Origin of the sequence: Streptomyces sp. IBSBF 2435 (genome assembly GCF_036815005.1) — a bacterium.
Classification (GTDB): Bacteria; Actinomycetota; Actinomycetes; order Streptomycetales; family Streptomycetaceae; genus Actinacidiphila.
In genome coordinates, this window is record NZ_JAJSYW010000006.1 from 1 (window position 1) to 20,614 (window position 20,614).

The window sequence follows — 20,614 nt, forward strand, 5'->3', positions numbered from 1 at the left end:
CTATCGATGTCCTGCGGTACCCGGGCTCAAGACGTCCGCCCGGGCGATCCTGATGGCGCTTGGGCTCCTCCGTTCTTCCCTCTGGGATCACTCACTTGTCCAACTCGTACTGTTCGGTGGCCTGTGGAAGCACCACTCTCCGGCAGCCAGCCCCGTCGCCCGTCCTGCGTCTGCTCTGGCTTGGAACCCCACTGCCGAACCTCCCGGTGCGCGCGTCCGCAGCCGACGCCTTCACCGAGGTGCTGCTCACGTGACTTCACTGCTGGGTACTGCGCACTGCACTTGCGGATACTGCACCTGCGGTACTGCTCACGGCGGCCCCTGATCACTGCGGGCCACCCGGTCCGGTCGTCAGTCCCGTCGCCGTCCTGCAACAACCCTGGCTCCGCAACTCCACCACCGTACCGCCCTGCGAACTGCGACTACCTGTACTGCTGCCCGGCAGTTCGTCTCTGCCAGGCCCTGCTGTCCTTCTGGCTACGAGAGAAACCATACCCACACCAGAACCCAATGTCTACTCCAGTCGACATAGATTTCCGCGCGCTGGAGACGGAGGTAACCTCCACCGAAAGCTGAGGGGAGGTGCCCTCTCCTCCAGGACCCGGCCCTCCTCCCACAGGCAGCCGGGCGGCGATCCGCCAGCTTTCGAATTCGTCACGCGCCGGCAACCCCCTGGTCGGCTATCAGGGACGGTGCCGGGATCTGCCCGCCGCCGCCAACAGCGACGCCACCCCTCTCGACGCAGTTCGTCGCATGGTCGCTGGACAGGGCGAACACGCCGGCGGCCAGCGCCGACGGCGGGAAGAGGACGGCGGACAGGACGCCCCATGACCCGACCCGCCGTCGGACTGCGGCAACGCCAGCGACCCCGACGGCACGCAGAGCGCCGGCCGCATGGCCGACCTCAACTTCGCCGCCGACGCCCGGCGGCCGGCCCGGTCACGCTGCCATCGCGTCCCCACTGGCCAGGAACGGATGCAACAGCGTGAGCAGGGCGCGCGGTCGGTGCAGGGGAATGATGTGGCCGCAGTCCTCGATGACGTGTCCTGTGAGGTCGTCGGCGACGGGGCGGAGCTGGCGTTCCAGCGCAGCGCCGACAGGGTGTGCGCCCAGCGCCATTGTCGGCACCGCCAGGCGGGCGGTGGTGACGGCCCGCGAGATCTGCAGCGCGCTTTCGGGCAGAGCCCGGTAGTACGAGAACGCGCGGCTCAACGCGTGAGTGCCCGTGTACGCGTGGACAAAGGCGTCCCGGATGGCGGGGGGCACTCCGTCGCCGAGCGTGCCGGTGTGCAGGAACCAGTCGATGTAGGCGGCCTCGTGGCCTTCCAGCACGGTCTCGGCGAGGCCGGGCGCGGCGGTATGGAAGCCGAACCACCACGGCGGCCCGCCGGCAAGGAAGTCCTCGGCCCCGGGCAGTCCGCCCAGCACGGACTCCATGAGGACCAGGCGTCGGACGAGGCCGGGGTGGCGCAGGGCGAGGAGGAAGGCCGCCGGGGCACCCGCGTCGATACCCACGACGGCGGCCGGGGACACGCCGAGTTCGGTGAGAAGCGCTGCGGCATCCTCGGCCAGGGTGCCGGCGTCGTACCCGGAGGCAGCCGGGCTGCTCGCGCCGAATCCGCGCAGGTCCGGCGCGATGACGCGGTAGCGGTCGGACAGGTCGGCCATGATGTCCGTCCACAGCTCCCAGGTGTGCGGAAAGCCGTGCAGCAGCAAGACGGCCGGGCCGGATCCGGCGAGGGCGACGTTGAGTTCGACACCGTTGAGGGGGACACGCCGCAGTTCGGGCACGGAAGGACTCCGGGAGTGGTGAGGAATGGTGACAGGGTCACGCTAGGGAACTAGCCTGGTCCTTCCAAGACGGCACTTTCCCCTCAGGTGGTGAGCCCCGGGTGACCACGTCCGTGCCCGGCGAACCCGGTCGGCGGCCGGGTGAGCGCGGTGATCTGCTGGACCCGAGCTGCCCGACCCGCCGGTTGCTCGACCGTATCGGCACCAAGTGGACGTCGATGGTGGTCAAGGTGCTGGCCGAGACGGATCCCGGCGAACTCCGGTTCGCGGAACTTCGGCGACGCGTTCCGGGCATCTCGCAGAAGATGCTGTCTGTCACGCTGCAGAGTCTGGTCCGTGACGGCCTGGTCGCGCGCCGCGTGGAGCCCACGGTGCCGCCCGCCGTCCACTATCGGCTCACCGAGCTCGGCCTGTCCCTCGAGAGCCCGCTCTCCGCCCTGCGGGTCTGGGCCGAGACGCACATGCCCGAGATCGACCGCAACAACCGGCTCGCCGGGGCCTGACTTCCTCGCCGGGAGGAGCGACGGTCACGGCCGCTTGCCGAATGCGGGACACGCGAACATCCTCAGCACGGGTCCGAACCGCGCGAGTCGCCGCCCTGCCGCCACCACGATCGACCCGGCCTGCTGGCCCTGCTCACCAGCATGGTGCGGCTCGGTGGTGAATCCGCCGCGCCCCCCGGCCGTCCCGGCCGCCGTGCGGTACGGAGCCCGCGTGCGCTGGGGCGTGCGGGCGCCCCAGCGCCGGTGCGGCTACTCCCGCAGGTACGTTTCGCTGAAGCTGGTGCCGCCGGAGCCGAGCGCGCCGGTCCGGGCCTCGTAGGCGCCGTTCGACGGGTCGAGCGCGACCGGGCCGAAGGATCCGAGAGAGCTTCCGTTGATAGTGGCCGAGGTGAAGTTGAGGGTGCCGAAGTTCGGGTAGGCCCCGGTCGGCGACTCGATGATGACCTCGGCGCTGGTCCGCTGGGAGGAGAGGGACTTGGACGTGCTGTAGGTCCAGCCACGCGAGGAGGTCAGTTTCAGGGTGTACTTGCTGCTTCCGGCGTAGGTCACCGAGGCGGTGATGCGGTCGCCGGCCGACACCGGGTACGAACTGCGGCTCAGGTAGACCGGGTTCGCCGGGTACATCTCGTACCAGGCCTGGTGCACGGGACTGCCGCTGGAGCAGTCGGTCGCCACCCCGGTCTGCTCCACGGTAGACGAGCCGTACCCGTCGATGCCGACCCAGGGCGCGTAGAGGTCGTCGGTGGAGTTGCAGGTCGCGTTCGCTTCGGTCCAGGCCGCCGAGACCGAGGTGAAGCCGCTGCCCGTGGCGGCGTACCCGCCCCAGTTGTAGCCGTTGGTGTTGTAGTGCAGAGGGCGGAAGGACAGTCCCGGTGCAGCCGCCGCGCCGGCCGGCACGGCGGGAGCGGCAAGGGCCGCCACCGCTACCGCAACGGGGGCGACACGGGTCAGGAATCTGCGCATGCTGGCTCCTTCGTGGGGGAACAGAATGCTCGATGCGCCGACCCTGGCCCGTGTGGGGAACTTGGGGCGGCAGTACAGAATCACTGACCGCCATGAACCTGTCAATAAGGCGATGCGGGGCGGCGCGCGCGCAGCTGAACCGCCGTGCCCGAAAGAGACCTTGACACCGACCCCGGACGCTGTCGGTGCCGGACACGGCATCCGGGCGGGGGTGGATGGACGGGACTTCCCCGTCAAACGGGCTCAACCCTCCGGCCGTACCGACCACTTACGCGAATAGCGCTCGTGAACGTCCGCGCAGCGCGGGCCCCGGATGGCCCCCGACGCTCACGGGACCCTCGCCCGAATCGACGCCCCGGCGGGGACCGCCCGCCCCACGGTACGGAAACGCGACCGGGACGATGGCATGATCCACGGGTATCAACATGCCACATGCCCTGCCCGGATGGGGCGTTCGGCCCCCGCCGGATTGCCCGCGGAGGAGGGAGGGGGCCGCCCGCTCAGGTCAGGGTCTTCAGGGCGGAGCCGTCGTAGGGCTGGAGCTCGTCGAAGCGGCCGGCGAGGACCTTCGCCGCCCACTGGGGGTCCTGGAGGAGGGCGCGGCCGACAGCGACGAGATCGAACTCGTCGGATTCGAGGCGGTCCAGGAGGTCGTCGATGCCCTTGACGGGGGCGCCCTCGCCCGCGAAGGCGCGGATGAACTCGCCGTCGAGGCCGACGGAGCCGACGGTGATGGAGGTCTTCCCGGTGAGCTTCTTGGTCCAGCCCGCGAGGTTGAGGCCGGAGCCGGCGAACTCGGAGAGCCAGTAGCGGCGGGTGGAGGCGTGGAAGGCGTCGACGCCGGCGTCGGCGAGCGGGGTGAGGACGGCCGCGAGCTGCTCGGGGGTGTCGGCGAGCCGTGCGTCGTAAGCGCCCGACTTCCACTGGGAGTAGCGGAAGATGACGGGGAAGGCCGGAGAGACCGCGTCCCGCACGGCCGCGACGATCTCGGCGGCGAACTTCGTGCGGGCGACCGGGTCGCCGCCGTACGCGTCGGTGCGTCGGTTGGTGCCGGACCACAGGAACTGGTCAATCAAGTAGCCGTGGGCACCGTGGAGTTCGACGCCGTCGAAGCCGATCCGCTCGGCAGCGGCCGCCGCTCGGGCGAAGGCGGCGATCACGTCGTCGAGGTCTCCCCGCGTCATGGCCGTACCGTGCTCCTCGTCGCCGTCGAGTCGGACGCTCGGGCCGACGGAGGGCGCGTCGGCGAACGGCGGCTCGCCGGCCCTGCGTACGAGGCCGATGTGCCACAGCTGGGGCACGATGGTCCCGCCCGCCGCGTGCACCCCCTCTGCGACCTTCGCCCAGCCCGCCAGCTGCTGTTCGCCGTCGAAGCGCGGCACCCGGTCGCTGTTGCCCGCCGACGCGTGCCCGACGTATGTCCCCTCGGTGACGATCAGTCCCACGCCGGCCGCCGCCCGCCGTGCGTAGTACGAGACCACGTCCTCGCCCGGCACCCCGCCCGGTGAGAACTGCCGGGTCATCGGGGCCATCGCGATGCGGTTCGGCACGGTCAGCCCGTTGATCGCGACCGGCCGCGACAGGATCTGCGCGGCGCGTGACGCAGAGGGAGACTGGGATGCGGCGGGGACCATACGCGGAGCTCCTGGACGTTGACAGACGGGACCCATTGACACATGCACGCGCATTGAACAGCGCGCGTGCGTCAACCCCTCGCGCCGCCGTCGCATTCCGCCGGCGCACCGCGCCGTGGTGTGATCCCGGCCACTCCGCCGTAAAGGCCGCGCCCACGGCGAAGACGGCGGCGGGCACCCCGCCCCGCCCGATGTCGGTGCGTACCAGCAGGCTGCCCGGACCTGACCACGGACAGGACGAGGCTGCCGTCGGTCTGCGTGGTCGGCCGGACGCCGCTGGGGGCCAGGCCTGCCCCGACTTCAGACCGGCGCGGGAGGCGAGGATCCCGGCGGCCCGCGGCACCAGGTCGACGACTTCGAAGTCGCCTGGGACGGCTGGGAGGCGACCGGCTCACCCGGGCTCCACGGCTACGGGATCGCAGTCATGCCCGACACCCAGTGCGCATGGGCGCATGACCCTGTCACAGGCTGTGTCAGCTCCTCGGGGTAGGAGGTGGGATCGCGATTGGCCCCGCACGTGCCCCGGACGAGACGCCCGGGCAACGGTAAGGAAACTTTCCTGTCGTGTTCGCCGCCCAGGATCTTCCCGAGCCCCTGGTGCGGTCAAGGGGCTGAGTGAACTTCATCCGCATGAACGAACTCTCCGCGGTGCTCGCCGGTCGTCCTGCCGTGGATGCGACTCCCGCCGGAGGTTCTGTGGCGGACGCGGGAGCCGGACCCAGGTCGAGGATCAGCCGCCCGGAGTCCCGGCCGGCCGACCGGCGCTTTCCGTACGCCCTCCTGCCTGCGGAATCCGGGGAGCCGCGGCGTACTCCCGGCGACCACAGGCATCCGCCCTCAAGGGCCGCGTCGGGTCGAGGCGCCCTCGGGTCGCAGTGGTGGGGCAAAGACTATTAGGAAACTTTCCTTCCCAACTTCTTGACGGGTGCTGCCCGGGAGGGATTGACTGCGGGCGCCGCGGGGTCAACTCCGCAACGCCCGGCCCCGCGTTGCTTCCTGCGCACACGTCAGCTCGACTCGGCTCAAGACGCTCTCCCGAACTCCGTGCGACAGCTCAACGGCTCCGTCGAGGCGCCGGATCCTGCAGTTCCCCCCACGTCGGCACACTGCCTCCCGCCGGCTCCCCCGGATCGTCCGCACCGCACAGCTCCGGACCCCGCGACACGCCCCGGGAGCCGGCCCCCGGGGCGTGCCCCGTCCCGACCTCACCTGGAGGACATCTGTGAGATGGTCACGACTCACCAAGGGGCTTGTCGCCACCGCGCTGCCGGTAGCAGCGGTGGCGATGGGCATCAACGCGACCGCCAGCGCCAGTTCACAGGCAGCGAACGCGTTCCCGGCCCACTACGCCGCACCGTACCTGGAGCTTTCCAGCGGCACCGCCGGTGACATGGCGGCCGACATGAAGGCCACCGGGCTGAAGGACTACACCCTGGCCTTCCTCATCCCCAAGTCCGGCTGTACTCCGCAGTGGGAGGCCGGCAACAGCGCCCTGGGGGCATTCACCTCTCAGGTCAACACCCTGAAGGCCGCCGGCGGCAACGTCATCATCTCCTTCGGCGGCGCGGAGGGCGGAGAACTGGCCCAGACGTGCACGTCCGTCTCGTCGCTGACCGCCGCCTACGCCAGTGTGGTCGACACCTACGGCATCACCCGGCTCGACTTCGACATCGAAGGCGGCACTCTCGGCAACACCGCGGCCAACGCCCGGCGCAACCAGGCTCTGGCGGCCCTCCAGGCCCAGAACCCGAACGTCGAAGTCGACTACACCCTCGCCGTCGACCCGTCCGGCCTGGAATCCGACACGCTGAACCTGCTCAAGGACGCCAAGAGCAAGGGCGTCAAGGTCAACCTCGTCAACATCATGACCATGGACTTCGGGGACGGCGAGAACGCCCTCAACGACGCCCTGTCCGCGGCCAAGGGCACCGCGACGCAGCTCGCGAGCCTGTACGGCATCTCCACCGCACAGGCGTACGCACGCATCGGCCTCACCCCGATCGCCGGCAAGAACGACGACAACGAGAACTTCACCCAGGCCAACGCCACCACGCTGGAGACCTTCGCCGCCGCCAACGGGGTCCAGGAGCTGTCCTTCTGGGAGGTCGACAGCTACGACAAGGGCACCGGATACGCCTACTCCCGGATCTTCAACAAGATCACCGGCGGTACGACCACGCCGCCGACGACGCCTCCGCCGAGTGGCGGGAACACGTCGTACGAGGCCGAGGCGGCGACTCTGGCCGGTGGTACGACGGTCACCAGTTGCGCGCACTGCTCGGGTGGTAAGAAGCTCAGCTATCTGGGCAACGGTGGTACGGCGACGTTCACCAACGTCTCCGAGCCGGCGGCGGGCAGCTACACCATGAGCGTCTCCTTCATGAGTGTGGGCCAGGCCCGTACCGCCGTCGTCACCGTCAACGGCACCGCGCAGACCGTCAGCTTCCCCGAGACACCGGACTACAACACCGTCGTGACCAAGGCGGTCACCGTCACCCTCAAGGCCGGCTCCGGGAACACCATCCAGTTCTCCAACCCGTCCGCCGGAGCGCCCAATCTGGACCGCATCGTCGTCTGACAACGACGTCGGCCTCGGCTCCGCGCCACGCGGGTCATCGCCGCGTCGATCTGTTAAGAAGCTTTACTAACGACAAAAGGAGAACCCCGCCCACCATGAGATCGAACCACGTGCGCCTCGCCATGGCAGCCGCCGCGGCTCTCGCGCTCGCCGTCCCGCTCGCCATAGGGAACGCCGACGCCGCAACGAAGCCCGCCGCTGCCACGCCGGGTTCGGCTGCCGCGACCTCGTACACGCCCGCCCAGGTACTGGCCGGCATCCAGGCGAAATCCACGGCCGCGAACCAGGTCAACACCAAACCCCACATCAACACCATGACGCGCGCGCAGAACGTCAACGTGTACCAGGTCGCGCCGGGCGTCTACTCCTACAGCTCCGGTATGGCCATCGACACCGACGGCAGCGACTCCGATCCCGATCCCGACCACCAGGGCGAGACGACCTGGGAAGACAGCAACGGCAAGGCCCTGGGCGCGCACCATGTGCCGTTCTACGTGCTGGGCGACGACTGCTGGGACCGTACGTCGCCCTGCCCGCACTTCTTCTACAAGGAACACGGCATGTCCGGCCGGCAGTTCGCGCTGATGTTCTACAACGGCAACGTCATCGGCTCGATCTTCGGCGACACGCAGACCGCGAACGACCAGACCACCTCGGACAACGACTCCCGTGAACTGGGCGAGGCGTCCGTGAAGGCGGCCCAGCTGCTCGGCATCCCCAGCAGCGGCACCACCGGCGGCGTGGACAACGGCGTGACCGTGGTGATGTTCTCCGGTTCGTCCTGGGTCGTGAACGGCACGAACGCCAACCTCAACGACAACACCCAGGCCCTGGTCCAGACGGCCCTGGACAGCCTCGGCGCAAGCCTGAACGGGGGCACTCCTCCGACGAGTCCGCCGCCGACGACGCCTCCGCCGAGTGGCGGGAACACGTCGTACGAGGCCGAGGCGGCGACTCTGGCCGGTGGTACGACGGTCACCAGTTGCGCGCACTGCTCGGGTGGTAAGAAGCTCAGCTATCTGGGCAACGGTGGTACGGCGACGTTCACCAACGTCTCCGAGCCGGCGGCGGGCAGCTACACCATGAGCGTCTCCTTCATGAGTGTGGGCCAGGCCCGTACCGCCGTCGTCACCGTCAACGGCACCGCGCAGACCGTCAGCTTCCCCGAGACACCGGACTACAACACCGTGGTCACCAAGAACGTCACCGTCAAGCTCAAGGCCGGCAGCAACACCATCAAGTTCTCCAACCCCTCGGCCGGAGCGCCCAACCTCGACCGCATCGTCCTCTGAGGACCGACTGCCCGGGGGGGGGGGGGGGGGGGGGGGGGGGGGGGGGGGGGGGGGGGGGGGGGGGGGGGCCCCCCCCCCCCCCCCCATCACCCCGGAGGCGCCGGTCAGGGGCGCGCGAACGGCTCGGACGCGACGCCGTTGACAGTCGTTCCGCCCTGCTGCCACGAGACCGCGACGCCGCTGACGAAATCGGCGGGGAAGTCGAGCTTCGGCGCGGTCAGCGCGGTGAGTTCGGTGAGCTGCTCGTCCGGGACGGTGACATCCAGGGACGCCAGGTTGGCGTCGAGCTGCTCGACCGTGCGGGCGCCGATGATGGTGGACGTGACCTCCGCCCGAGCCCGTACCCATGCGAGCGCCACGGCGGCGACGGAGGCCTTCAGGTCGGAGGCGATGCGCTGCAGGACGTCCAGCAGCGAGAAGGTGGACTCGTTGAGGTGGGCGGCGGCCGATTGCGCGCGGCCCGATCCCTCCGGCGCGGAATTCTCACGCGAGTACTTGCCCGAGAGCACTCCGCCGGCCAGCGGGCTCCAGGGGGTGACGCCGAGGCCCAGCTCGCGGGCGACGCCGAAGAGTTCGCCTTCGACGGTGCGCTGCAGCAGGGAGTACTCGACCTGGATGGCGGCCACCGGTGACCAGCCGCGGAATTCGGCGATGGTGCCGGCCCGGGCGACCTCCCAGGCGAAGGTGTCGGAGAGCCCGATGTAGCGGATCTTGCCCGCGCGCACCAGGTCGTCCAGGGTCGACATCGTCTCCTCGATCGAGGTGTGACGGTCGAAGTTGTGCTGCCAGTAGAGGTCGATGTAGTCGGTGCCGAGACGGCGCAGTGACGCCTCGACCTGCTGCATGATCGCTTTGCGGCCGGCGCCGCCGCCGTTGGGGTCGCCGGGGAACATGTTCCCCCCGAACTTCGTGGCCAGGACCAGGCGGTCCCGCAGGCCGGGGTGCAGGGCGAGGTAGCCGGCGATGGTCTCCTCGGACTTGCCCTCGTTGTACCCGTTGGCGCTGTCGAGGAAGTTCCCGCCCGCTTCCAGGTAGCGGTCGATGATGCTGTGCGAGGTCTCGGTGTCGGCGCCCCAGCTGGCGTCGCCGAACGTCATCGCGCCCAAGGCGAGCGGGCTGACCCGCAGACCGGAACGGCCCAGGGTGCGGTAGGAGTCGAGTCCCACGTCTTCTGCCTTCTTCCGTATACCGACTGATCCCTGGGAAACCTACCTCTGACGCCCCGTCGAATCATGACCGCCCACCGGCGAGCCGTGGCCCGGGCGGCGGAGAGCACCGTCGGCCGCGTGCCCGGCGGGGAGAGTTGCCTGCCGCATCACGCCGGGGCTCGTTCTGCGGGCAGGGGCGCTCGCCAGGCCCGAACCGGCTGAGGGGACGGACGTCCCAGGGCCCTTGTGCGCGGGGACGTCCGTCCGTGGCGGCGGCTGGTCGTTCAGCTGTGGGCGACCGTCAGACCGTAGAAGGCGACGCGCGCGCCCTTGGTGGTGCTGTCCGAGGAGGACTGGTTGTACGAGCCGGCCTTGAAGTACTGCTTGTAGGCCTTGAAGCCCGACGCGATCGGGTAGTGCGTGACGCTGCCGTTGACCGTCACGTCGATCGACGCGCCGGCCGAGACGGCAATCGTGTACGTCCACGTCTTGCCGATCGCGACGTGGCCCACGGTGTGGGTGGTCTGGCCGCCGTCCGGCGAGTTTTCGACGCCCGCGACGATGTCGCCGTTGGAGTGGTAGTACAGCTCGATCAGCGGCTTGGTGGAGGAGCCGCCCGAGCCCAGGTGGATCTGGCCGACACAGACGTTGGAGGTCACCGACACCACGCGCAGGGTCGCGCTCATCTTGTGGCTGCCGCTGAGCGACCAGTCGGCCGCGCTGCCGCTGCGGTTCATCTCCCGCAGTTCGGACCGCGCGTAGTTGGAGTTGGGCGTGGTGACGCCCTTCTCGGGTGCCCAGAACGTCATCGCGCCGTCGCGGGTGTCGGTGTAGAAGTACGAGTCCTGGAAGCCGTCGGCGCCCTGGAGGCGGGACGAGGAGATCGTGGTGGGCGAGCCGGGGGAGCCGACCGGCTCCTGCAACTGCCACACGCCGAGGTCGAAGTTCCCGCCGGGCGCCTTCGTCGGATCGGCGGCCTGGGCGGTGCCGCCCAGCAGGCCGACCGTGGCGGATATGCCCACCGCGGTGGCGGCCGCGAGCACTTTGGAACGGATCTTCATGGGGGTGCCCTTCCGATCTGAGTTCACCAGTGTGAACCAGACCTGCGTCAGATGAGTGCGGGATCGTGCCGGCTGGTCGCGGATCAGTTGGGGTTCTGCGCGTTGGTGAGGGTCTCCCAGGCGACGAACAGGTTGTTGCTGCCCGAAGGGCGCTGCTGTTCGGTCAGCGTCTGGGTGTTGGCCATCGCGACCCCGTGCAGGGTGTTGAGGGTGTTGAACCCGACCTCGGTGATCGGGCCGAGTCCGCGCGTGACGCTCCCGCCGCACACGCTGGACGGGACGGCCGCGCCGAGCTCGTACTTCGACTGGAAGCCCAGCGCCTGCCGCAGTCGTTCGCCGACCTGGGGGTAGAGGTCCTGGCCTTGGATGCGGGCGGTCTCCAGTACGTGCGAGATGGAGGAGATGCCGTATCCGGTGTGGGTGAAGTCCCGGCAGGTCTCCTGGGTGATGCCGGTGGTGAACGTGCCGGCGCCGAACCAGAAGCCGACGATCTGGTCCCTCGTGGTGAGGTGCTGGCTGGCCACGGTCTTGGGCAGTGCCCCGTCCGAGGAGAGGTAGACGAAGGCGGGTACGCGCTCCAGGTAGTGGCCGATCGCCGTGTCGTAGCCGGCGTGGTCGTCCAGGAAGACGGAGATGCTGACCGCCGCCTCCAGCATGGTGAGATCCCAGTTGCCGGTCCGGTTGGACCCGTTGACGACCAGCGGGAGGTAGACGGTGCGGAGCATGGTCGAAAAGCGGGCGGACTCGGCCCAGTTGCCGTGCACGGTTTTGATGATCTCCGCGGCCTTGGGCCACGAGGAGCCCGACCAGCCGGTCTGGAGCGGGGCGTTGTCGTTGGTGTGGTTCTTGATGGTCGCGGACCAGGCGTCCATGATCTGAATGGACTTCTGGGCGTAGCGGTCGTCGCGGTTGATGTACCAGGCGAGCGCGTCGGTGTACGCGGCGATGGCGTCCTCGCGCTCGTCCGTGCAGCCGAGGTTCGGGTTGGAGGTGGGGCCGCACTCGACGGTCGCGCGGGGCTTGGGGGTTCGGGACAGTGAGGCGTACGAGCTCGCCGTCATCGCGTCGTACGCGGCCTTCCAGGGCTGCGCGCCGGCCTGGACCTTGGCGCGTACGAAGTCGAGTTGCGCGGTGCTGAGGTTCACCCCCGGGTGGCTGAAGACGGCGGGTGAGGGGGCGACGGCCGCGGCCTTTGCGGTGGACCGGACAGCGGCATTCGGCGTGGGGGCCGGTGAAGCGGACGCCGGCGCCGTGACGACAGCGGCGCTCACCGCACCGAGGGCGGCGGACAGGCTTACTAGACGGGGTAGGGCTCCAAGGCGCATGGGGGGATGCCTTCCGTTGGTCGATCTTCACGCGGAATCGCATATGTGAACGACGGTCCAGGTTGTGAAGACGTTGGTCCGGACGGTACGGTCACAGCTGAGCGCTCGTCAAGGTCTAGACCAGAGATGGCAAGCACCCACCGGTACTCGGCCGGAGCAGGCGAGCGGCCCGCCGGAGGAACCGGCGGGCCGTCGAGCGGGGCCGGGGCTGGCGGAGGGCCCGCCGGTGGCCTGAGGGTGCGCCGCTGCTCGCAGGCGGCCCGGATCATCCGGCCCAGCCCCGTCAGGAGAGGAGTCGTCCTCCCGGCGAGCCGCCGGATGCGGGTAGCGGGCTCCTCGGCAGGGCCGGCCCTCGTAGACTTCGGCCATGGAGAGCCTGGAGGCGACCGATCCTGCGTCGGTCGGGGGGTACCCGCTGCTGCGACGGCTGGGGGCCGGGGGCATGGGCCAGGTGTACCTGTCGCATACCCGGGCCGGACGGCCGATCGCCCTGAAGACCGTGCGGTCCGAGTTAGGGCTCGACCCGGCTTTCGGGGAGCGCTTCGCCCGCGAGATCCGGCACGCCGACCGGGTGCGCTCGCCCTGGACGGTCACAGTGGTCGACTTCTCGCCGGCCGGCGCCCGCCCGCCGTGGCTGGCCACCGAGTACGTGGCCGCGCCGTCGCTGGCCGATTGGGTGGCCGGGCACGGACCGCTGCCCCCGGAGAGCCTGACGGCACTGGCCGCCGAGCTGTGCGGGGCGCTCCAGGCGGTGCACCAGACGGGCCTGGCCCACCGGGACGTCAAGCCCTCCAACGTGCTGCTGGCTGCAACCCGGCCGCTGCTCATCGACTTCGGCATCGCCCGCGCCGCGGAGGACTCCCGGCTCACCAGTACCGGCGGCGTGATCGGCTCGCCGGGCTACATGGCGCCCGAGCAGGCCACCGAGGGCATGTCGACGGAGTCCGGTGACGTCTTCGCGCTGGGCGCCGTCCTGGTCTACGCGGCCACCGGACGCGGTCCGTTCAGCCGGCCTGGTGAGAACGCCTCGGCGGCGCTGCTGTACCGCGTGGTCCACGAGGAACCCGGCCTGGACGGGGTGCCTGAGGCGCTGCTGCCGTTGATGCGGGCCTGTCTGGCCAAACGGCCCGAGGACCGCCCGACGGCCCGGGCTGCCGCGGAGCTGCTCGCCGGGCCGAACCTGTCGGCGGCACTCTGGGCGCAACGGCAGCCTCCGGGCCTCCCGGCGGAACTGGCGCTGCGGGAGGCGGACATGTTGGCGGCGCTGGGCGACACGGGCGTCGTGTCCCCGGCACCTTCCGCCAGGGTCGTCACCCGGCACGACACGCCGCGTCGGCCAACCGGCGTCCCGCTGGTTCCGTCCCCGGACGCCGTGACACGGACCGCCCGCGACTCCCCGGCCCGCCGGGGAGGACCCGTTCCGACAGCGGGTCCGGATCCTGCGTCGGAGGACGACCTCGCCGGCCGGGACACGGCAGGGCCGGTGCTGCCGCCGAAGCTGCGGTGGCCGGCCCGGCGCGGGATCGTGCCGTTCGCCGCGGTGGGTGTGCTGGCCGCTGCCGCGCTGACGGGGCTCCTGGTACATCTGCTGGGAGCCGGCTCGGACCACGCCGGTTCGAGCGGCGGCACCGGGGCCTCGGGTTCCCCGTCCGCTGACGGCCGGAACAGCGATCCGAGTGCACTGCCCGCCTCCTGGGTGGGCACCTGGGCCGGGACCGGCCCGGGCAACCCGAACGGCAACTACTCCCTCGCACAGCACACTGACAGCTACAAGATCACCCTGACGCTGCACGCGGGCCGGCTCAACGAATTGGTCGGCCGGCAGGTGAGCGACGTCCACGATCAGGACACCGGCGAGAACGACGGCTGCACGGAGGACCTGTGGCTGAAGACGATGGACGCAGGCACCATGACGTTCGCCGCGGGCAACCCGCGCCCGACGGACCCGGACTCCTCGCAGGTCTGCCGGATCAACCACTCCTATGTACTGAGCATGGCCGGCGGCACGCTCCAGCTCCTCCCCGGCTCGCAGGGCCTCGGGGCTCCCACCACCCTCACCCGGCGGTAGCAGACGGGCGGAGGTCACCGAGGACGCGGTCCGTCGTCTTCCGGCCACCTGGCCACAGGGGCAGGACGGCCGGCGCAGCTCCTGTCAGGCCACCGGCCCGCGGCAGCAGCCGCTGCAACCGGCCCGGGAACGCCTCCCGGCCCGCCCTCGGGGCGACTTCCTCCCCGCGGAGCCGCTGGCCGCAGCTTGGGGCGGATGGGCCGGTTTCCGGGTGCGAGCGGACGAACCACTGGAACTGCTCCAGGTCGCGGAGCGGCCCGATCAGATCAGGAGACTCTCCGGTCGACACGGTCGACACGGCCGGCGACGTAAGGTGATCACGTGAGGGCATCCGTGTACAGGGCAGGAGTGCTTTTCGCGCCTGCGCAGGCCGGTCAGCGCGACCAGGCAGTCGCGAGCGGCGGGCAGGCGTCGTGAGCGGCGCAGGGGCACCGGTCGGTGGGAAACCGGACGGTCGGCCCACGCGCGTCCCCGCTCGTTCCGCACCTGCGGGCATGGCATGCGAACTACTCAACCGGCCTCGGGGTCTCGTGTGAAGCCCAGCTCTGATGAGCCGCAGCCCGACGCGCTCTTCGGCCCGGATGATCTCGACCCGGCAGCCCGGCATCCTGCGCCGCTCCCGCATTTTTCGCCCGCTCGCGGACTGCTGGACGTGCGCGAGATCCACACGGAGCCCGAGGCCGCGGCCTCGGTGCGGGGTAGCGAGATCCTGGCCCGCTTCCCGCGAGCCCGGGTCGTCGAGGTCGCCTCGCACTGGCGGATTCCGCACCTGCACGGCAACGAGGGGAACATCGGCCGCTGGGTACGGGTGAAGGCCGAGGTGCTGGTGCTGGGGGTGCGCAAGACGTTCACCGTCCGCCCCAACGGGCGCTCCGCCGACTGGATCGCTCCCGGCCTTTCCAACGGCTGCACGATGGCCTGCGCGTATTGCTACGTGCCGCGGCGCAAAGGGTACGCGAACCCGATCACCGTCTTCACGAATCCCGGGGATGTCATCGGCCATCTCGGCCGCCACATCGCGCGCCAGGGCCACAAACGGGACGCCAACCAGTGCGACCCACGGGCGTGGGTCTACGACATCGGCGAGAACGGCGACTGCTCCGCCGATGCCCTGATCTGCGACAACACCCTCGACCTCGTCGCCGCTTTCCGCCACTGGCCCACCGCGAAAGCGTCGTTCGCCACGAAGTACGTCAACCCGGCCCTGCTCGGCTACGACCCCCGCGGGCGGACGCGGGTGCGGCTGTCGGTGATGCCCCAGGACGATTCCCGCCTGCTGGACATCCGCACCAGTCCGGTGGCCGACCGCATCGCGGCGGCCGACGGCCTCCTTGAGGCGGGCTACGAGGTGCACTTCAACCTCTCACCTGTCGTCCTGCGGCCAGGCTGGGAGACCGCCTGGGGAGAGCTGCTCCGGCAGATGGACGACGTGCTACCCAGGGCTGTCAAGGCCCAGGCCGCGGCGGAGGTGATCATACTGACGCACAACGAGGATCTCCACGAGGTCAACCTGGGATGGCATCCACGCGCCGAGGACGTCCTGTGGCAGCCGTCCGCCCAGGAGGCCAAACGCTCGCAGAACGGCGCCACCAACCTCCGCTACCGCGCTCCGGTGAAGCAGGCCGCGGTCACCCGGCTCGGCGAACTCATCGCCGCCCGCGCCCCCTGGCTCCGCGTCCGCTACGCCTTCTAGGAGATTCATGACGGTCATGGTGAGTCCTCCACCAACCCCTGTGGGAGCGGGCAGCCCGCGGCGGTGGAGCGCCAGGAGATCGCCCCGCACCTGCCGTCGTCGTCGTGCGCCCCGACCAGGACACCGCACACGTCCTGGTGCTGTCGGCGACCGGGAGCTCACCTCGTTCTTCACACAGTCTGTGCTGCAGGCGACGCCGCACAGCCGCTGACGCCGGCTCGCGACGTTCTTGCGGGTGCCGGTCACGGCCGGACCGGGCGAGGCGCTGATCCCCTCGGCGGTCGGACGTCAGGGCGACGCCTCGTCGTGGGCGCGCAGGGCGGGCAGTACGGTCTCGCCGAACAGCAGCATGTCCTCGTCGTACTCCGGGAAGATCAGCATGAGCCCGTCCAGATCGGCTTCGCGCACGATGTACTCGATGTGCTCGGTGACCGTCCGCGCAGAACCGGCGACGTAGGCGGTCTGGAACGCCGCCTCGCCGGTGGCACCCGCGGCCCACGCGCGGGCCTGGTCCTCGGGTACTCCCCAGGTCCTGCGCATGAGGGCGAGGGCCTCGCGGTCGACTCCCTCGCCCCACGCCTTCACCTTCCTCGCGGCCAGCTCGTCGGTCGTGTCCTGGACGACGGTGAGCATCGAGTAGGTCTTGCAGACGCGGCCGTTGGCCTTCGCCCGGGCATGGACGTCCGCCGAGAGGGTCCTCATCTCGTCGAGACTCTCGGCGGCGAGGAAGGCGCCGTCGGCGTGCCGGGCCTGGAAGCGGCGCGCGTCCGCGGACTTGCCCGCGCTGATCAGGGTCGGACGGATCGCCGGATGCGGGCGCGACGCGCAGTCGACAAGGTCGAAGTACGGCGTGCGCATGGTGACCGAGGGCTCGGTCCACAGCCGGCAGACCGCCTCCGTCCACAGTTCCGTCATCCGGTAGCGGTCCGCGTGGCCGAGGTCGGGATCCCAGACGCCGAACTGCTCGAACTCCCCCGCGTAGGAGCCGTTGACGATGTTCAGGCCGGCCCTGCCGCCGGAGATGTCCTGGAGAGTGGTGAGCATCTTCGCCGCGATCGCGGGATTGTGCACGTTCGCGTGCAGGGTGGCCCAGATCCTGACCCGGGTGGTGGCCTCGGCGAGGGCCGACATCATCGTCAGCGACTCCAGCGAGCGGCCCCAGTGGTCGGTGGTCCCGCCGAAGCCGCGCCACTTCGCCATCGACATGATGAAGTCGAGACCGATGCTCTCCGCGTGCAGGGCCGCGCGTCTGTTCCACGCGTAGCTCGCCTCGGGGTGCGGCGCCGTCGTGGACAGCATCCATCCCCCGTTCCCGATGGGCAGGAAGATTCCGTAGTCTTTCGCGGACACGTCGTGGGCCTTTCCGTGAGATTCCTGAGACCTCTTCGGCGGGCCGCCTCGCGCCGGAACGGCTACGGGGCGGGCCAGACGAGTCTGCCCGCGGCGTAGACACCGCTGACGAACGAGGTGTCGAACCACGCACGGGCCTTGTCGGCGGTCACCTCGGCGGGCACGATCGTGAACTGGTGCAGCATGTCGACGAGTTTCGCGACGTTGCCGGGGTCGACACCGCCCAGCGGCTGTCCGGGTGTCGGGTTGTCCTTGACGACCTGCGTCTCGGTCTTCCAGATGGTCTCGTTCAGGGCCTTGTCGTACGTCGGCCCTGACAGCTTCGCCGCATAGCCGACGCACTCGGTGATGTGTGCCTGGCTGGACGAGCAGTAGCCGTAGGCGTGCAGCGCCCCGCGCAGGACGTCCTCGACCGCGTCCGGATGCGCCGCGGCGAACGCCGGGTTCACGGCCATCGCGCCGATGGAGCTGGGGATGCCGTAGTCGACGGGCTGCCACACGGTGACGTCCCGGCCGGCCGCCTTGAGCTGGTTGGGCTCGTTGGAGATGAATCCGGTGAGCCCTTCGAGGCCGCCCTGCTTACGGGGCAGTACGGAGGGGTCGTACCCCTCCTTGACCAGTTTCAGCGAGTCCCACGTGACGCCGGCCTTGACGAGCATCGCCTCGACGGCGGCGGGCACGTAGCCCTTGTGACCGACCACCTTGCCGTCGAGCTGGGTGAGCCGGGTGATGTCCTTGTTCGTCATCAGGATGTCGAGGCCCGCGTCCGAGTACGAGGAGACGCCCGTGATGTCGATGCCGTTGGCCCTGGCCTGGATGATGTCCTGCTCGGCGACGGCGGACACCGTGGCCCGCCCGCTGGCCAGGAGTCTGGTGTTCTGCGCCGTGTCGCCGGTGCCGGGCTTGAGCGCGACGTCGAGGCAGAGGTCCTTGAAGTAGCCGAGCTTGGCTGCGGCGACGTATTCGAGGATCGACACCGACGACTGGTACTGGTAGCCGGACAGATAGGTGATCTTTCCTGCGGCCTTGTTCTCGGCGCAGCGCTTGGCGGAGATCGCCGAACCCGGCGGGCTCGCGGAGGAGTTGCCGTCCGAACCCGAGTGGCACCCGGCAAGGGCGGTCAGCAGGACGGCGGCAAGGCCCGCCAGTACGGACCTGACGAGGCGGTGTTGCATGGGTGACTCCCAGGGGCCGGGCGCCGGGGGCGGCGCGGACGAGGTCATGGATCACCGCTCGCCCGGGCCGCGGTCCGGGCGAGCGGTGACGGCGGGACGGCGTGATCCAGCGGTGACTCAGTCCTGGGCACTGTCGTGCCAGTGCAGGACGCGGCGCTCGACCAGCGTGACGGCGAGCAGCAGGACCACACCCATGAGCGCGAGGACGAAGATCGACGCGTACACGACCGGCAGCTGGTTCATGGACGAGGCCACGCTGATCGCCGTGCCGAGGCCGCGGGTCGACCCCGACGCCGCCATCTCGGCCACCACGGCGCCGATGATCGACAACGGGAAGACGATGCGCAGCGCGGCGAAGACGTAGGGCATCGCGTGCGGGATGCGCAGGTGCCACAGCAGTTCGACGCGGCCGGCGTCGACCGTCCGGTACACCTGGAGCACCTCCCGCGGCACCGAACGCAGACCGGCCGCGGTGTTGATCAGGATCGGGAAGAAGCAGATCAGGCCGGTGATGATCAGCTTGGGCATCGGTCCGAACCCGAAGGCCACGACCAGAGCGGGAGCGACCGCCACGATCGGAGTGACGTTGAGTACGACCGCGACCGGCATGACCGCCCGGCGCACGAACGGGAATTCGCTGGTCAGCACCGCCAGGACGAACGCGGCGGAGAATCCCAGCCCGAGCCCGGCGGTCGCCTCGCCCAGGGTGGTCAGGGCGTTGTGGACGTAGTAGCCGAGGTCCTCGGTGAGCGACCTGCCGATGTCCGGCAGCGAGGGCAGCAGATACGGCAGCCGCCGGGCGCCCCACTGCCACAGGGCCGCGAGAAGCGCCACCATCACCACGAGGGGCAGCCACATGGCGGGGCGGATCCAGGCCAGCCGGGACCGCGGATGGCGGAGGCCCAAGCGTGACGGTTCGGCCGGCGGTTCCGCCTCGGACGCCGCTGTGGTGTGCTCCCCGGCCACGGTCATGTCCTTGAACCCCCACTCAGGCGGCGCCGTCGTGCCAGGCGCGGCGCAGCCGGTCTCTGACCAGGTCCTCGTACTCGTGGAAGCGGCGCTCCCCGAGGAGTCGTTCACCGCGCGGGCGGGGGAGTTCGATCTCGATGGTCTCCACGATGCGGCCGGGCCCGGGGGCCATCACGACCACGGTGTCTGAGAGCCGGACGGCCTCGGCCACGGAATGGGTGACGAACAGCACCGTGGTCTTCAACTCGTCCCATAACGCAAGCAGTTGGTTCTGGAGGCTCTCACGGGTGAACTCGTCCAACGCCGAGAAGGGCTCGTCCATGACGAGCACGTCGGGCCGCAGGCCGAAGGCGCGTACGATCGCGACGCGCTGCCGCATACCGCCGGACAGTTGAGCGGGAAGCTTGTGCATGACCTCGCCGAGACCTGCCTTGACGAGGAGTTCCCGCAGATAGGGCGCGTCCGGCGCCGTCTGCCGCCCGCTGGAGCCGGGGATGCGCTCGCGGCGCCCGGCGGCACCGGGGTTGATCTTCTGCGGCAGCGTGACGTTCCGGAGTACGGACATCCACGGCAGCAGGGCCGGGCTCTGCGGCACGAGGCCGATCATCTTGGCGGCGCATGCCGTGGCCGGTGCGACCCCGTGCACCCTGACGTCACCGTGGTCCGGGCGTTCGAGGCCGGCGACGAGGCGCAAAAGCGTGGATTTACCGCAGCCGCTGGGGCCGATGAGGCTGACGAACCGGCCGGGCCGCACCGCCAGATGAACATCGTCGAGGGCGACCGTCGCGGAGGGCCCGAGCCCGTAGGTCCGCCGCACGGACCGCAATTCGAGCGCGGGCGTTCCTGGCATCCTCACGCTTCCCTCCATGTCGCGGGCGCGTAGGCCCGATCCCGGAAGCCGGAGAGTGTGCGCGGCGACTTCGCCCGACTGCCGGGCGGAGTTCTGCCTGAGTCCTCCGACCGTAGCCACCATGTGTCTCTGCCCAACGCCGCCGCTCATTACGCACGGTCGACGGTGGGCGCCGCAGCGTCGCGACGATGGCTGCCGCCGGCACCGTGGGTCC

The 20,614-nt window shown here is 70.1% G+C and carries 15 protein-coding genes; 5 read left to right on the forward strand and 10 right to left on the reverse strand.

The window, feature by feature from the left end; translation table 11 throughout:
- Positions 1 to 939: 939 nt before the first annotated feature.
- Positions 940 to 1,791, reverse strand: coding sequence for an alpha/beta fold hydrolase (locus V7E46_RS02290; RefSeq protein ID WP_333766818.1), 852 nt, complete (start codon positions 1,789 to 1,791; stop codon positions 940 to 942).
- 101 nt (positions 1,792 to 1,892) lie between these two features.
- Between V7E46_RS02290 and V7E46_RS02295 the strand changes: the two genes are divergently transcribed.
- On the forward strand, positions 1,893 to 2,294 hold the full coding sequence (locus V7E46_RS02295; RefSeq protein WP_333766819.1) for a winged helix-turn-helix transcriptional regulator: 402 nt from the start codon (positions 1,893 to 1,895) through the stop codon (positions 2,292 to 2,294).
- Between the two features lie 249 nt (positions 2,295 to 2,543).
- Here V7E46_RS02295 and V7E46_RS02300 read toward each other — a convergent pair whose 3' ends face one another.
- Both V7E46_RS02300 and V7E46_RS02305 read right to left on the reverse strand, forming a co-directional pair.
- The gene (locus V7E46_RS02300; RefSeq protein ID WP_333766820.1) at positions 2,544 to 3,257 is read right to left on the reverse strand and encodes a G1 family glutamic endopeptidase; all 714 of its coding nucleotides are present in this window, start codon (positions 3,255 to 3,257) and stop codon (positions 2,544 to 2,546) included.
- 500 nt (positions 3,258 to 3,757) lie between these two features.
- The gene (locus V7E46_RS02305; RefSeq protein WP_333766821.1) at positions 3,758 to 4,891 is read right to left on the reverse strand and encodes an NADH:flavin oxidoreductase; all 1,134 of its coding nucleotides are present in this window, start codon (positions 4,889 to 4,891) and stop codon (positions 3,758 to 3,760) included.
- 1,222 nt (positions 4,892 to 6,113) lie between these two features.
- Between V7E46_RS02305 and V7E46_RS02310 the strand changes: the two genes are divergently transcribed.
- Both V7E46_RS02310 and V7E46_RS02315 read left to right on the forward strand, forming a co-directional pair.
- The gene (locus V7E46_RS02310; protein WP_333766822.1) at positions 6,114 to 7,469 is read left to right on the forward strand and encodes a CBM35 domain-containing protein; all 1,356 of its coding nucleotides are present in this window, start codon (positions 6,114 to 6,116) and stop codon (positions 7,467 to 7,469) included.
- A 95-nt stretch (positions 7,470 to 7,564) separates the two neighbouring features.
- Complete coding sequence (locus V7E46_RS02315) at positions 7,565 to 8,761, forward strand: glycoside hydrolase family 75 protein (RefSeq protein WP_333766823.1); 1,197 nt, start codon at positions 7,565 to 7,567, stop codon at positions 8,759 to 8,761.
- A gap of 104 nt (positions 8,762 to 8,865) precedes the next feature.
- On the opposite strand, the gene V7E46_RS02320 is transcribed toward V7E46_RS02315, so the two are convergent.
- From V7E46_RS02320 to V7E46_RS02330, 3 genes are all read right to left on the reverse strand, one after another.
- Positions 8,866 to 9,927: an aldo/keto reductase gene (locus V7E46_RS02320; protein ID WP_333766824.1), complete on the reverse strand. Its 1,062-nt coding sequence runs from the start codon at positions 9,925 to 9,927 to the stop codon at positions 8,866 to 8,868.
- A gap of 266 nt (positions 9,928 to 10,193) precedes the next feature.
- Entirely contained in the window at positions 10,194 to 10,970 is a 777-nt protein-coding gene (locus V7E46_RS02325; RefSeq protein WP_333766825.1) for a polysaccharide lyase family 7 protein, read from the reverse strand.
- A gap of 83 nt (positions 10,971 to 11,053) precedes the next feature.
- Positions 11,054 to 12,295, reverse strand: a complete 1,242-nt coding sequence (locus V7E46_RS02330) for an alginate lyase family protein (RefSeq protein WP_333766826.1) — start codon at positions 12,293 to 12,295, stop codon at positions 11,054 to 11,056.
- Between the two features lie 367 nt (positions 12,296 to 12,662).
- Here V7E46_RS02330 and V7E46_RS02335 point away from each other — a divergent pair, with 367 nt between their 5' ends.
- Both V7E46_RS02335 and V7E46_RS02340 read left to right on the forward strand, forming a co-directional pair.
- Entirely contained in the window at positions 12,663 to 14,363 is a 1,701-nt protein-coding gene (locus V7E46_RS02335) for a serine/threonine-protein kinase (protein WP_333766827.1), read from the forward strand.
- Between the two features lie 499 nt (positions 14,364 to 14,862).
- A complete protein-coding gene (locus V7E46_RS02340) occupies positions 14,863 to 16,056 on the forward strand; it encodes a spore photoproduct lyase family protein (protein ID WP_333766828.1) in 1,194 nt (397 codons plus the stop codon).
- 288 nt (positions 16,057 to 16,344) lie between these two features.
- Here the strand turns inward: V7E46_RS02340 and V7E46_RS02345 are convergent, their stop codons facing one another.
- From V7E46_RS02345 to V7E46_RS02360, 4 genes are all read right to left on the reverse strand, one after another.
- Entirely contained in the window at positions 16,345 to 17,406 is a 1,062-nt protein-coding gene (locus tag V7E46_RS02345; protein ID WP_333766829.1) for an LLM class flavin-dependent oxidoreductase, read from the reverse strand.
- 62 nt (positions 17,407 to 17,468) lie between these two features.
- The gene (locus tag V7E46_RS02350) at positions 17,469 to 18,581 is read right to left on the reverse strand and encodes an ABC transporter substrate-binding protein (protein ID WP_333766830.1); all 1,113 of its coding nucleotides are present in this window, start codon (positions 18,579 to 18,581) and stop codon (positions 17,469 to 17,471) included.
- A 117-nt stretch (positions 18,582 to 18,698) separates the two neighbouring features.
- Positions 18,699 to 19,553, reverse strand: coding sequence for an ABC transporter permease (locus V7E46_RS02355; RefSeq protein ID WP_333766831.1), 855 nt, complete (start codon positions 19,551 to 19,553; stop codon positions 18,699 to 18,701).
- Positions 19,554 to 19,569: 16 nt separating this feature from the next.
- A complete protein-coding gene (locus V7E46_RS02360) occupies positions 19,570 to 20,400 on the reverse strand; it encodes an ABC transporter ATP-binding protein (RefSeq protein ID WP_333766859.1) in 831 nt (276 codons plus the stop codon).
- Positions 20,401 to 20,614: the final 214 nt, after the last annotated feature.

Bases quoted from the DNA above. Each gene is read 5' to 3' on its own strand.
- V7E46_RS02300 (WP_333766820.1), bottom strand. From the start codon at position 3,257: ATGCGCAGATTCCTGACCCGTGTCGCCCCCGTTGCGGTAGCGGTGGCG.
- V7E46_RS02305 (WP_333766821.1), bottom strand. From the start codon at position 4,891: ATGGTCCCCGCCGCATCCCAGTCTCCCTCTGCGTCACGCGCCGCGCAG.
- V7E46_RS02315 (WP_333766823.1), top strand. From the start codon at position 7,565: ATGAGATCGAACCACGTGCGCCTCGCCATGGCAGCCGCCGCGGCTCTC.
- V7E46_RS02325 (WP_333766825.1), bottom strand. From the start codon at position 10,970: ATGAAGATCCGTTCCAAAGTGCTCGCGGCCGCCACCGCGGTGGGCATA.
- V7E46_RS02330 (WP_333766826.1), bottom strand. From the start codon at position 12,295: ATGCGCCTTGGAGCCCTACCCCGTCTAGTAAGCCTGTCCGCCGCCCTC.
- V7E46_RS02335 (WP_333766827.1), top strand. From the start codon at position 12,663: ATGGAGAGCCTGGAGGCGACCGATCCTGCGTCGGTCGGGGGGTACCCG.
- V7E46_RS02340 (WP_333766828.1), top strand. From the start codon at position 14,863: ATGCGAACTACTCAACCGGCCTCGGGGTCTCGTGTGAAGCCCAGCTCT.
- V7E46_RS02350 (WP_333766830.1), bottom strand. From the start codon at position 18,581: ATGCAACACCGCCTCGTCAGGTCCGTACTGGCGGGCCTTGCCGCCGTC.
- V7E46_RS02355 (WP_333766831.1), bottom strand. From the start codon at position 19,553: ATGACCGTGGCCGGGGAGCACACCACAGCGGCGTCCGAGGCGGAACCG.
- V7E46_RS02360 (WP_333766859.1), bottom strand. From the start codon at position 20,400: ATGCCAGGAACGCCCGCGCTCGAATTGCGGTCCGTGCGGCGGACCTAC.